Below are 12,317 nucleotides of genomic sequence, written 5' to 3' on the forward strand. Positions count from 1 at the left end.
ACCACACGTCCAAGTTGTGAGCCTTTCTAAGGCATCGCCGAGCACAGTGTCCAGCACACGCCCGACGCCGCAATGTGATTGTGACCAACGGGCGACGGCCGCCTCAGGCGTACCGCTCGATCGAGCGGACCACCCGCTCCAACTGGTCGGTGCCGTCGGTCAGGGCACGCCGGACCAACGGGTCCAGATCGGTACGCCGCAGCGTGCGTCGGGCCTGTTCGAGCAGTTCGGGCGTACCCACCGCCACGGGGAAGGACAGTCGCAGCACCTGGCCCAGCGCCCAGCTCCGGCGGAAGCGGGTGGTGTCCGGCATGGTCGCGAACCAGCGCTCGGCCAGCTCGATCAGCTCGGCCGCCTGCCCCGGCGGGAAGAGCCCGGAGGCGGTGGCATACAGCTCGTAGGCTGGTAGCCGGCTCTGTTCGCTGATGATCGCGAAGGCGAGCGCCTTGTCCGCCGCGCCGGGACGCCCGGCTCGCGCCCGGGCGGCGTGATTCAGCGCGGCGGCCGAACGGTCCCGGGTGAGCATCGGCTCGATGTAGGAGTCGTCGCCGAGCAACGCGAGACGGGTGACGATCGACCAGCGCAGTTCGTCGTCCAACTGCCGGCCGGGTGGCAGCCCCGTCCCGGCCAACCAGCCCGCCAGCCGGGCCGTGTCGGCGCTGGAGCGGATCAGCAGTTGCCAGCCGATCAACTGGCGATCGCTGCCGGGCTCGCCCGCGGCCAGCACCCGCTCCGCGGTGGCCGCCACCCGGGCCAGCCGCGCGGACCGATCGGCGATCGGGGCGAACGGGCCCGCCAGTTGGTCGGCGGCGAACCCGAGGATCGCGCGCAGGATCAGATCGGAGGGCTCGTCGGCGATGTCGGCGAGCACGCGGTCCAGCGCGATCGCGGGGTCGAGCTCGGCATTGCGGACGCTGTCGCGGATGCTGTTCCACAACACCACGCGGGTCTGCGGATCCTTGATCGCCGAGATCGACGACAGGCCGGCCAGCCCGTCGGCCACCCGGACGCTCGCCCAGGTCTCGTCGCCCGCATCGGGCACGACCAGCGACCCGAGCACGCCGGTATCGGCGTCGGCTCCGCGCAGCCGGATGCGGCGCCGGTCGAGTTCGGTGCCGTCGGCGGCCAGGGCAGCGACGGCCAGATCGTGTTCCCGGCGGGTGTCGCCGCGGCGCTGCAGCGTACCGTCCGGACGCGCGCTCAACGTGTCCAGCCCGGATGTGCGCAGCCAGGCGTCGGCCCAGCCGCCCAGGTCGCCGGCCCCGGCCCGGGCCCAACTGAGCAGCAGGTCGCCGAGCTCGGCATTGCCGTAGGCGTACCGGTCGATGTAGTCGCGCAGGCCGGCCAGGAAGACGTCGTCGCCGATCTTGGCGGCGAGTTGTCTGAGCACCGCGGCGCCCTTGGCATAGGAGATCCCGTCGAAGTCCGCGAGCGCGGCCGCGGCGTCGGCGGCGCCGTTGCCCGCCACGGGGTGGGTCGAGGGCGCCTGGTCGGCGACCGAGCCCCAGTCCTTGCGGTTGATCCCGAAATCGATCCACAGCGGATAGCGGGTCCGGTCGGCGCAGACCCGGTGGGCGAGGTACTCGGCGAAGGACTCGTTCAGCCACAGGTCGTCCCACCAGCGCATGGTGACCAGGTCCCCGAACCACTGGTGGGCCAACTCGTGGGTGATCGTGCCGGCACGGGTGCCGCGCTCGATGTCGGTGGTGGCGCCGCGGAACAAGAAGGCGTCGCGCAGGGTGACGCAGCCCGGGTTCTCCATCGCGCCGGCGTTGAAGTCGGGGACGAAGGCCTGGTGGTAGTCGCCGAACGGGTAGGGCACGGCGAACAGGTCGTGATAGGCGTCGAGGCCGATCCTGGTCACCTCCAGGATGTCGGGAGCCTCGGCGCGCAACTGATCGGCCAGGGATTGCTTGGCATGCAGGCCGAGCGCGATGGGACCGGCGGCGCGTGGCGAGCTGTACTCGTCGAGCACCGAGGCATAGGGCCCGGCCACCAGGGTGACGAAGTAGGTCGCCAGCGGCGGCGTCGGCGCGAGCTGCCACAACCCGGGCTCGACCTGGCTGAAGCGGCCGTTGCCGAGCACGGTCCAGCCCGTCGGCGCGCGCACGGTCATGCTGATCGGCGCCTTGAGATCGGGCTGGTCGAAGCAGGCGAACCAGCGCGGGGCGGCGTCGAGGAAGCTCATCGCATAGAGATAGGTACGCCCGTCGGCCGGGTCGACGTGGCGGTGCAGGCCCTCGCCGTCGCCGCTGTAGGCCATCTCGCCGCGCACGACCAGGACATTGTCGGCCGCCAGGTCCGGGAGCGGGATCCGGCCGTCTCGCCAGCTGTCGGTCGGCAGCGGCGAGCCGTTCAGCTCGGCGCCCAGCAGCCGCTTGCCCGCGAAGTCGACGAAGGTGGTCCCGCCCGGGCGCGCGGTGAAGGAGATCGTGGCCGTCGAGGCGAAGCGATCACCCTTCGCGGTCAGGTCGAGCGCGATGTGGATGGACGAAACGGTGATCAGTTGCCGGCGCGCGATGGCCTCCGTGCGCTGCAGGCTGGGCATGGGCCCCAACCTAGCGGCAGAACCCGCGAAATCGCGGGCCCCGGGTCAGGCGGCCGGCGCTTCCTCCTCCAGCCGGGCGTTGCGGCGCTCGGGCAGCGCGAAGGTGACCAGCGCGGCGAGCGCGAAGGCGGCGGCGAAGACCCCGAAGACGAGCAACGGCCCGCCGATGAGTACCAGCGGTGGGACGATCAGCGGCGCGGCGATGGAGGCGATTCGGCCGAAGGCGGCGGCCGCGCCCGTCGCGGTGCCGCGGACCTGGGTCGGGTAGATCTCGGGACCGATGGCATACAGCGCACCCCAGGCACCGAGATTGAAGAAGGACAGCGCGCACCCCGCGGCGATGATCGTTTCCGGGGAGTTGGCGAGCCCGAAGCCGGCGGCGGCGAGCGCCGAGCCGGCGAGGAAGATCGCCAGCGTGGCCCGGCGGCCGATCTTTTCGATCAGGAACGCGGCTGCGGCGTACCCGGGAAGCTGGGCCAGCGTGATGATCAAGGTGAACTCGAACGAGCGGACCAGGTCGAAGCCGCGCTGCACCAACAGGGTCGGCAGCCAGATGAACGCGCCGTAGTAGGACAGGTTGATGCAGAACCAGACGATCCACAGGGCGCCGGTACGCCCGCGCAACCCGCGGGACCAGATCGAGCGGCTGCCGCTGTCCGCCGGTGCCGGGTCGTCCGCGGGTTCGTCGGAGGCGGCCGGCGGGGCGATCCCGGCTGGTTCCTCGAAGGTACGCACGGCGCGCTCGGCCTCGGCGTACCGGCCGCGTGATTCGAGGAATCGCACCGACTCGGGCAGGCCGAGGCGCACGACGATCGCGTAGACGGTCGGCACGATGCCCACGGCGAGGGCCCAACGCCAGCCGTCGGGGCTGCTCGGCACCAGCAGGTAGCCGAGCAGCGCCGCGAGGATCCAGCCGACCGCCCAGAACGCCTCGAGCGCGACGACCATCCGCCCGCGGATGTGGCGCGGCGCGAACTCGCTGACCAGCGTGGAGGCGACCGGCAGCTCCGCGCCGAGCCCGAGCCCGACGATGAAGCGGAGCACCATCAGCACCGCGACCGAACCGGCGAGGGCGGATGCGCCCGTCGCCACCCCGTAGATCAACAGCGTGAGCGCGAACACCTGGCGGCGGCCGATCCGGTCCGCGAGCAGCCCGCCGAGGCTGGCCCCGACCGCCATCCCGATGAAGCCGACCGACCCGATCAGAGAGAGCTGGGTGTTGTCGAGCTTCCACTGCTGCGCGAGCGCCGCCATCACGAAGCTGATCAACCCGACATCCATCGCGTCCAGCGCCCAGCCGATGCCCGAGCGGCCGAGCAGTTGCCCGTGGGCGCGGTTGAACCGGAGCCGGTCCAGCCGCTCGGTTCTGGACAGGCGCGTCGAGGTCGTCACGGCAGGATTCTCACACGCGGGCCGCGCCGGCGCCCCGACGTTGATCGAGCCGGCGAAGCGAGCCGTGTCGAGATGCGAGGTCAGGCCAGCCACCCGGGCGCCGGCCCGGTCCCGGGCACCCGAGCCGCGCCGAAACCGACCACTCGCTCGGGTTATGGCCGCCACCCACGCCCAGACACCGCCCAAACCCCGACGAGTGGTCGGTAATGGCGCGCACAACGGTCTCGACGGCGCTCGAGATCGGAGATCAGGCCAGCCACCCGGGCGCCGGCCCGGTCCCGGGCACCCGAACCGCGCCGAAACCGACCACTCGCTCGGGTTATGGCCGCCACCCACCCCCAGACATCGCCCAAACCCCGACGAGTGGTCGATAAAGGCGCGACGGGGCCGCTTCCCTGGTCGCGCCTACCCTGATCGCGCCGGCTGCCGATCAGCCTCACGGGACGAGCAGGACGCGTCCTCGAAGGCCGCCTTCGGCGAACCGCTGGTACGCCGCGGCCGCCTCCGCGAGCGGAAACGTCTCGGCCACGCGCACCGCGAGCTCACCGGAGGCGCTGCGACGCAACAGGTCGGCGAGGCGCGGACCGTCGGGCGAGACGCTGACCGTCCCGACAGTGATCCCCCGCTCGCCGGGCACCGGCGCGGGCGGGAAGACGCCCACGAAAGCGCCCCCGTCGGCGACCGCCGGGAGGGCCCGCTCCTGGAGGCCCGCCGCATCGAGCACGGCGTCGTACCCGTGCTCTCGCAGCTCCGTGACCAGTTCCACCGGCGTACCGTCGCCGCGGGTGATCCCGGCGACGAAGTCCCGGTCGCTCTCGCGGGCGAGCCCGCTGACCTGCCAACCGGCGGCCGCCGCCAGGGCGATCGCGTAGCCGCCGACGCCGCCGGCCGCGCCCGTCACCAGCAGGCTGCGACTCTCGGCCGGGCCCAACAGGTCGAGGGCCTGCGCGGCGGTCAGCGCGTTCAACGGGACGCTCGCCGCGCCGACCGGATCGAGCCCCTCGGGGAGCGCGGTCACTGCATCGGCGGCGAGCACGACCCGATCGGCATGGGCCCGCGCGGGCGCGCTCAGATCGGCGTGCAGGCCGACGACCCGATCGCCCGCCGAGAGACCGTGGACGCCCGGGCCGATCACACTGATCACCCCGCTGACATCCCAGCCGAGGCCGACCTCGTTCGGCAGCCCGAAGGCGTCGCGCAACATGCCGCCCAGGACCTGGGCATCGGCGGGGTTGATGCCGGCGGCGGTGACGTCAATCGCCACCTCGCCGACGCCCGGGGTCGGGTCGGGCGGCTCGGCAAGCTGTGGAACGGCGCTACCGGCCACTGCGGAGAGTGCGTACATGTGAGTGCTCCTTTCGATCGCCAACTTCTTGTGTGGCTCACTATTCGAGAGCTACTCTCCCCTGGGAAGTAGGCACCTGAGAGTGCGTGAGTGACCTGAAGGAGAGCGATGGCGACGACGACCGCGGATCAGCGCCGAGCCGAAGCCAGGGCGGCTTATGACGCCTATCTCGCCCAGTGCCCGTCGCGCCAACTGCTCGCCCGGATCTCGGACAAGTGGGTGACCCTCGTCATCTGCGCACTCGGCGACCATCGTGGCCCCCTGCGCTACTCCGAGCTGGCGCGTCGGATTCCCGGGGTGAGCCAGAAGATGCTGACCCAGACGCTGCGCGCCCTGGAGCGCGACGGCCTGATCGGCCGCACCGTCACCGCGTCGGTACCGCCGCGGGTGGACTACGAGCTGACCCCGCTCGGGCACTCGCTGCTGGAGCCGATCTGGCACGTCAAGCACTGGGCCGAGCAGCACATGCCCGAGATCGACCGCGCGCGGGCCGCGTACGACGGCGCGCGCGACGAGCCGACCGGCGCCGTTCGCGCCTCCGGGTAGGGCCCTCAGGATTCCGGTACGGGCATCGGCAGCAGTTCGCCGCGTGCCCAGGGCCCGAGCTGATCGGCGTAGTGGGGATCGGTCGGGTCGGCGCTGATCCCGCCGGGGATCACCCAGCCGGACGCCGCCGGATCGGCGAAGTCGATCACCTGTCGATAGACCGTGGTCAGGGTGACGTCGAACCCGTCGGCGTTCAGCGAATAACCGGCGGCACGGATGGTGTCGCCGTCGCCCGGCAGCGGCACCTCCGGCGGGTCGGCGAACCCGGCGCCCGCGCCGAGGGTGTGCGTCGGCCGCAGCCGGTGCAGGTCGGTCCAGTCGTCCGGATCGGTACGCCAGGCCGCTGCCAGCGCCCCCACCAGCACCTCGCGGTCGACCTCGGCGGGCCGCAATGTCGCCCGATTCACCAACCGGACCATGATCACCGCGACCCCGTCGGCCGGCGCGCCCCGCAGGGCTCCGGCCGCCTCCTCGCCGAGCAGCGACGCGGCCAGCGCGCGCCGGAACCGGGCGTACGCCGCCGCGCGCCGGCCGTCGCGAAGATCACCGTTCCAGGCGGCGAGCAGGGCCCGCGTGCGCTCGGCATCCCCTTCCAGCGGGCCGATCCGCGCGCACTCCGCGGCCCACCGCCGGGCGGCAGTCGAGACCGTGTCGAGCTGCATCGCCCGCGCCTCCTCCGCCGTCCAGCCCACGCGTGCGGCGAGCAGCTCGCCGATCCGCTCGATCCGGAACGGCGACGGCGCGTACCGGGTGATCAACGGCCCCGAGTTCGCATCGACGACGAGGTTGTTGGCATTCGCCAGCCAGCCCGGCTCGGGATTGATCATCCGCGGCAGGTCGGACTCCGTTACGCGACCGGTCCAGCCGCCGGCCCGGGCCGGAACCGGCGCGGACATGCCCGCCGGCTGCGCCCGCTCCGGTAGCTCGCCGCGCAGCCGGTAGCCGATGTCGCGTCGATCGGCGCAGACGAAGTTGTTCACCGGGTCCACCCAGCCGGCCTGGACCTCCAGCAGCTCCGCGACGCTGCGGCAGTCGATCATCCTCCGCAGCACGTCGAACTGCCGGCACACGCGGTCGGTGGCGACCCAGGACAGCGACAGCGCCCGGCCGCTCGCCGGGTCGCCGTGTACGACCGGGCCGCGCGCCGTGCGCGCGATGGTGATCGACTCCTCCGCGCCGCCACGCACGGCGATCCGCTCGGTGCGGCTCTGCACCGGCGCCCAGCCCTCCGCCTCCCGCGACTCGGCGCCCGCATCGCGGAACTCCTCGACGAACAGATCCTGGTTGTCGGCCGAGCCGTGGGTGATCGCCCACGCGAGGCGACCGTTGGCGCCGAAGTGCGGCCAGCCCGGGAGCGTCGGGAACGTCGCGCCCGCCACGTCGAACTCCGGACAGCTCACGCGCACCTGCCAGTAGGCATTGGGCACGTCCACCGCGCGGTGGGAGTCGTTGACCAGCAAGGGCTTTCCAGACGCGGTACGCTCGGCGCCGATCGCCCATACATTGGAGCCCGCGCCGGCCTCGGCCAGGAAGCCGAGCTCGGCGGCCTCGGCCACCTCGCGACCCGATGCCATGATCAACTCCGCCGTTGCGTCGTCCAACGGCCCCTGCACCGCGCCCGGGGGCACGGTCAGCGCGAGGCCGGGCAGGAGCGGCGGGTCGAGCGCGGCCGCGGCCTCCGCGCCGATCCCGGCGATCAACATCCCGCGGGTGAGCTTGAACTGCCAGTCCCCCATCAGCACGTGCCTGATCTTGAACGCGGCGACGGCCTGCCACGGCTCCCACGGCTCGAACACCAGGCCGCGCTCGGCGTACTCCGGCGCCAAGCCCTCGGCCGCGGCGGCGTTCACCCCAGCTGCGTGGCGCTCGAACGCGCGCCGGGTGGCCGGCGCCATCGCCTCGACATCGGCTCGTGCCCCGTCGGCGAGGTCGATCCGCCGCGCGAGGCGATCACCCGGCAGGCCGGCGGCGCCGATCACCTCCGACCAGCGCCCGGTGGCGCGGCGCCGGTCGTACTCGAACTGCCACAGCCGATCCTGCGCCGCGGCGTACCCCATGCCGAACCAGGCGTCGTCCTCGGTGGCGGCGATCACCGTGGCGATACCGGCGCGATCGCGCTCGATCCGCGGCGATTCGCCGGTCCGGGTCGCCGATCGACTCACGCGAGTGCGTCGACCACGGCCCGGGCCACGCCGTGGGCGCTCTGCGGGTTCTGCCCGGTGATCAACGTTTTGTCGGTGACGACGTGCTCGACGAACTGATCGTCGGCCTTGGAATACCGAGCGCCTCGGTCGGCAAGCTCGTCCTCCAACCGGTAGGGCACCACATCGGCTCGCTGGGCGGACTCCTCCTCGGGCCAGGAGAACCCGGTCACGTCGCGACCGGAGATCACGTATTCGCCATCGGCCCTTCTGGCCTGCAGCAGGCCCGCGGGCCCGTGACAGACGGCGGAGACGATCTTGCCGCGAGCATCGAAATCGGAGATCAACTTCGCCAGCGATTCGTCGTCGAAGTCGAACATCACCCCGTGACCCCCGGTGAGATAGATGGCGTCGTAGTCGTCGGCACTGACCTCGCTCACCGCGACGGTGTCTTCCAACCGATCCATGTACTCGCGATCGGCATAGCGTTCGGCGGTCCCGCCGTCGGCGAGCACGTCGTGGGCCAGACTCTCGGGGTCGATCGGCACCCGTCCCCCGGCGATGCTGGCGATGGTGGTCTCGTGCCCGGCCTGCTCGACGACATCGGTGAAGTGGCTGAGCTCGCCGAGCCACAGGCCGGTCCGGTAGCCGGCCTTGGCGTACTCCCCTGCGCTGGTGACGATGATCAGGATCTTGGCCATGACCTGCTCCTTCTGCTCGGGGTCGGAACCACCACGCTACCCCTCGCCGCGCGCCGCCCGGGCCCCGACCGGGTCGCGACCGGAACGCCGTCGCTAGGCTGCCGCTGGTTCCGTGGCTCGACGATCGGAGGGCGAGATGACGGCAGGTGGCGGAGTGGACGAACCCGGCGCTCGGACGAGCACGTTGGTGATCCTCGGGGCCTCGGGCGATCTGACCGCGCGCCTGCTGCTGCCCGGGCTCGGCACGCTGCTGGCGGGCCAGCCGGAGCGCAAGGTGACGATCATCGGCGCCGACCGCGAGCCGATGGAGACGAGCGCCTGGCGCGAGCTCGTCCGCTCGGCCCTGACCAGCACCGGCTGCCCGGCAGAGGTTGCCGCCGAGACGGCCGATCGGGCCGCCTGGCAGACGGTCGACCTGCTCGACGAGGAGAGCCTGCGGGGGCTGCTGGGCGCCATCGGCGGCCCGGCGGTGCTCTATTTCGCGGTGCCGCCGCGGATCGCGCAGGGGGCCTGCGAGCTGCTGGCGAGGATCAGGCTGCCGTCCGGGATCAGGCTCGGGCTGGAGAAGCCCTTCGGCACCGATGGGGCAAGCGCGAAGGCGTTCAACGAACTGCTGCACGGCTTCGTGGCCGAGGAACGGGTCTTCCGCGTTGATCATTTCCTCGGCACGTCGACCGTGTTGAACGTGCTCGGCTTCCGCTTCGCCAACAGGGTCTGGCGGCCGGTATGGAATGCCGACAACATCGAGCGGATCGACGTGATCTTCGACGAGACGCTCGCCCTGGAGGGCCGGGCGGGTTACTACGACACCGCGGGCGCGCTGGTGGACATGATCCAGAGCCACCTACTGCTGGTGATGGCGGTGACGATGATGGAGGAGCCAGCCCGGATCGATGCCACCGAGCTGCGTGATCATCTGGCGCACGTCGTGCGCGCGACGCGGATCTGGGCCGACGAGCCCGCGACTGCCTCGCGGCGGGCGCGCTACACCGCGGGTCGGATCGGCGAGCGGAACGTGCCGGACTACGTGGACGAGCCCGACGTGGATCCGGGCAACGAGACGGAGACGCTGGCGGAGCTGACGGTGGAGGTACGCAATGCGCACTGGGCGGGCGTACCCGTCACCTTGCGCAGCGGGAAGGCTCTCGGCGCCGACCGGCACCAGATCATGATCACGTTCCGACCGGTCGCGCATCTGCCGGAGGGCCTCGGCGCCGGCCAGGTCGCGATCCCGAACCAGCTCGTGCTCGATCTCGGGCCCGACCGAGTGGCGCTGGAGATCACCACCAATGGCGCCGACGACTGGCGAGACATCGAGGCGACGACGATGTCGGCGGCGCTCGGCCCCGGCGCGATGGAGCCCTACGGGCAGATCCTCGCCGGGATGCTCGACGGGGATCCGTTGCTGTCCGTGCGCGGCGACATCTCCGAGGAATGCTGGCGAATCATCGACCCGGTACGCCGGGCCTGGCAGGCGAACGAGACGCCGCTGGAGACCTACCCCGCCGGCTCCGACGGACCGGAGTCGTGGCCGCGAGCCCGCCAATGGGCGAGCGTCGACTGAGCTATCAGGCATCGACGGCCTGATCGCGGCCCCGCTCGAAAGCGCGGTCGAGGCCCGCGGACAGGGCCTCGAAGGTCTCCCCGACGAGTCGGTAGTAAGCCCACCTCCCGCGCTGCTGGCGAGCCACCAACCCGGCCTCGACGAGCACACGCATGTGGTGGGAGACCGTCGGCTGACTCAGGCCGACCGGGCCGGTCAGATCGCAGATGCAGGCCCCGGCGCTTTCGGCCGCGGCGATCAGCGACACGAGCCGCACCCTGGTCGGATCACCGAGTGCCTTGAACACGCCGGCCAGTCGCCGAGCCGATGGCTCGTCGAACGCACCTTCGGCCAGCGACGTCGCGCAGCCGTCGATCCTCGCTGGCGTGATCACCGGTTCGGGGGGCTCGCGCATCCCGCTATGGTACGCCACACATTGACGAGCGTCGATGGATAACGCAGGATTGTCGCATCGATGATCGTCAATAGATTGAGCGGAGCGACAGGAGGAGCCATGGCCAGGACTGGCAACGCGACCCGGGAACAGGTCCGCGCACGCTACGCCGCCGCGGCGACCGCCGTGACCCGCGGTGACAGCGATGCGACGGCGTCGGTTGATGCGGACTGCTGCGGACCGGCCGGCGCCGCTCCCACCGACGAGGTGTTCGGCGCGTCCTTGTACGGCACGGACGATCGGCTCGGGCTGCCCGTCGAGGCGCTGACCGCCTCCCTGGGCTGTGGCAACCCGATGGTCGTGGCCGACCTGCACGAGGGTGAGAAGGTGCTCGATCTCGGCTGCGGCGGCGGCATTGACGTACTGCTATCGGCGCGCCGGGTCGGTCCCCGGGGGTACGCCTACGGCGTCGACATGACCGACGAGATGCTCGAACTGGCCAATGCAAACAAGGCCAGAGCCGGCGCGACCAATGTCGAGTTCCTCAGGGGCACGATCGAGGATGTCCCGCTCCCCGACGGCGCGGTCGATGTGGTGATCTCCAACTGCGTGATCAATCTCTCCACCGACAAGCCCGCCGTGCTCGGCGAAATGCACCGGGTCCTCGCGCCGGGCGGGCGGATCGGCATCGCCGATGTCGTCGCCGAGGACCACCTCACGCCGGCGGACCGCGCCGAACGCGGATCGTTCATCGGCTGCATGGCCGGCGCCCTGTCGCGTCGCGAGTATCTCGACGGGTTGGCCGCCGCCGGCTTCGTCGACGCCGAGATCTCGTTCACCCACGAGGCAGCCCCTGGCATGCACTCGGCGCTCATCCGTGCGAGGAAGCCCGCACACGCAGAGCCGCCAGCGTGACCCGGACGGTCAACGGGGGCCCGGCTGCTCCCCCGGATCGAGCCGTGGGCCCTCTACGGGCTCTTGTTCACCATCGTCATCCTGTTCGCGCTGCAGGGCGAACAGATCACATCCCGTCTGCTCGATGTGGCCAGGATCGCGCTGCCGCTGTTGGCGTACTTCGTCGTGATGTGGGGCGGCGGGTTCGCCCTCGGCCGGATCCTCGCGCTGGGGTACGCCAGATCGACGACCCCCGCCTTCACCGCCGCGGGCAACAACTTCGAACTGACCATCGCGGTCGCCATCGAGTCGTCCATGTGGCGCTCACCCTGCGCAAGCGTTACCACCGGCCGGCCGACCGACGCCGGCCGGACCAGGAGCTCCGATGACTGACCAGCGCCCCGCCGTCCTGTTCGTGTGCGTGCACAATGCCGGGCGCTCACAGATGGCCGCCGGATGGTTGGCCAGGCTTGCCGGTGATCGCATCCACATCTTCTCCGCCGGTACCGAACCGGCCGATCAGGTCAATTCGATCGCTGTGGCGGCGATGAGCGAGGTCGGCATCGACATCGCAGCCAACCAGCCACGCCGGCTGACCCCCGAGTTGGTCGAGGGCGTCGATGTCGTCGTCACCATGGGCTGCGGGGACACCTGCCCGTACTTCCCCGGAAAGCGATACGTGGACTGGCCGCTGGCCGATCCCGCGGGACGACCGCTGGAGGTGGTCCGCCAGGTCCGGGATGAAATCCGGGGGCGGGTCGAGTCGCTGGTCGCGAGTCTGCTCGAGGTCTGATCAGCGCTCCGGCGGTCGTA

At 71.4% G+C, this 12,317-nt stretch carries 10 protein-coding genes and 1 pseudogene; 5 read left to right on the forward strand and 6 right to left on the reverse strand.

Annotation, left to right across the window (positions count from 1 at the left end):
* Positions 1–103 precede the first annotated feature (103 nt).
* From pepN to ACXDC7_RS14910, 3 genes are all read right to left on the reverse strand, one after another.
* Positions 104–2,548, reverse strand: a complete 2,445-nt coding sequence (pepN, locus tag ACXDC7_RS14900) for an aminopeptidase N (protein ID WP_459222590.1) — start codon at positions 2,546–2,548, stop codon at positions 104–106.
* Positions 2,549–2,593: 45 nt separating this feature from the next.
* Positions 2,594–3,940 (reverse strand): MFS transporter, encoded by a 1,347-nt coding sequence (locus ACXDC7_RS14905; protein WP_343045952.1) that lies wholly within the window; start codon positions 3,938–3,940, stop codon positions 2,594–2,596.
* Positions 3,941–4,376: 436 nt separating this feature from the next.
* Positions 4,377–5,285, reverse strand: a complete 909-nt coding sequence (locus tag ACXDC7_RS14910; protein WP_459222591.1) for an NADP-dependent oxidoreductase — start codon at positions 5,283–5,285, stop codon at positions 4,377–4,379.
* Between the two features lie 108 nt (positions 5,286–5,393).
* Between ACXDC7_RS14910 and ACXDC7_RS14915 the strand changes: the two genes are divergently transcribed.
* On the forward strand, positions 5,394–5,831 hold the full coding sequence (locus ACXDC7_RS14915; protein WP_459222592.1) for a winged helix-turn-helix transcriptional regulator: 438 nt from the start codon (positions 5,394–5,396) through the stop codon (positions 5,829–5,831).
* A 5-nt stretch (positions 5,832–5,836) separates the two neighbouring features.
* Here ACXDC7_RS14915 and ACXDC7_RS14920 read toward each other — a convergent pair whose 3' ends face one another.
* Both ACXDC7_RS14920 and ACXDC7_RS14925 read right to left on the reverse strand, forming a co-directional pair.
* Positions 5,837–7,993, reverse strand: a complete 2,157-nt coding sequence (locus tag ACXDC7_RS14920) for a penicillin acylase family protein (protein WP_459222593.1) — start codon at positions 7,991–7,993, stop codon at positions 5,837–5,839.
* Complete coding sequence (locus ACXDC7_RS14925) at positions 7,990–8,673, reverse strand: type 1 glutamine amidotransferase domain-containing protein (RefSeq protein WP_179445688.1); 684 nt, start codon at positions 8,671–8,673, stop codon at positions 7,990–7,992. Before ACXDC7_RS14925 ends, ACXDC7_RS14920 begins: the two co-directional genes overlap by 4 nt.
* Before the next feature lie 136 nt (positions 8,674–8,809).
* Here ACXDC7_RS14925 and ACXDC7_RS14930 point away from each other — a divergent pair, with 136 nt between their 5' ends.
* Entirely contained in the window at positions 8,810–10,237 is a 1,428-nt protein-coding gene (locus ACXDC7_RS14930; RefSeq protein ID WP_459222594.1) for a glucose-6-phosphate dehydrogenase, read from the forward strand.
* Positions 10,238–10,241: 4 nt separating this feature from the next.
* On the opposite strand, the gene ACXDC7_RS14935 is transcribed toward ACXDC7_RS14930, so the two are convergent.
* On the reverse strand, positions 10,242–10,631 hold the full coding sequence (locus ACXDC7_RS14935; RefSeq protein ID WP_459222595.1) for an ArsR/SmtB family transcription factor: 390 nt from the start codon (positions 10,629–10,631) through the stop codon (positions 10,242–10,244).
* Positions 10,632–10,796: 165 nt separating this feature from the next.
* Between ACXDC7_RS14935 and ACXDC7_RS14940 the strand changes: the two genes are divergently transcribed.
* The 3 genes and pseudogenes from ACXDC7_RS14940 (at position 10,797) to ACXDC7_RS14950 (ending at position 12,297) form a co-directional block, all read left to right on the forward strand.
* Entirely contained in the window at positions 10,797–11,525 is a 729-nt protein-coding gene (locus tag ACXDC7_RS14940; protein ID WP_459222849.1) for a methyltransferase domain-containing protein, read from the forward strand.
* 27 nt (positions 11,526–11,552) lie between these two features.
* Positions 11,553–11,810 (forward strand): annotated as a pseudogene (locus ACXDC7_RS14945) (arsenic resistance protein); the annotation flags it as partial.
* A gap of 79 nt (positions 11,811–11,889) precedes the next feature.
* Positions 11,890–12,297 carry an arsenate reductase ArsC gene (locus tag ACXDC7_RS14950; protein ID WP_179445684.1) on the forward strand — a complete coding sequence of 136 codons (408 nt, stop codon included), beginning with the start codon at positions 11,890–11,892 and terminating at the stop codon, positions 12,295–12,297.
* The last annotated feature ends 20 nt before the right edge of the window (positions 12,298–12,317 follow it).

It is taken from the genome of Naumannella huperziae (assembly GCF_054073625.1).

Excerpts from the sequence above, each read along its gene's own strand:
- ACXDC7_RS14915 (WP_459222592.1), top strand. The coding sequence starts at position 5,394 with ATGGCGACGACGACCGCGGATCAGCGCCGAGCCGAAGCCAGGGCGGCT.
- pepN (WP_459222590.1), bottom strand. The coding sequence starts at position 2,548 with ATGCCCAGCCTGCAGCGCACGGAGGCCATCGCGCGCCGGCAACTGATC.
- ACXDC7_RS14930 (WP_459222594.1), top strand. The coding sequence starts at position 8,810 with ATGACGGCAGGTGGCGGAGTGGACGAACCCGGCGCTCGGACGAGCACG.
- ACXDC7_RS14910 (WP_459222591.1), bottom strand. The coding sequence starts at position 5,285 with ATGTACGCACTCTCCGCAGTGGCCGGTAGCGCCGTTCCACAGCTTGCC.
- ACXDC7_RS14950 (WP_179445684.1), top strand. The coding sequence starts at position 11,890 with ATGACTGACCAGCGCCCCGCCGTCCTGTTCGTGTGCGTGCACAATGCC.
- ACXDC7_RS14925 (WP_179445688.1), bottom strand. The coding sequence starts at position 8,673 with ATGGCCAAGATCCTGATCATCGTCACCAGCGCAGGGGAGTACGCCAAG.
- ACXDC7_RS14935 (WP_459222595.1), bottom strand. The coding sequence starts at position 10,631 with ATGCGCGAGCCCCCCGAACCGGTGATCACGCCAGCGAGGATCGACGGC.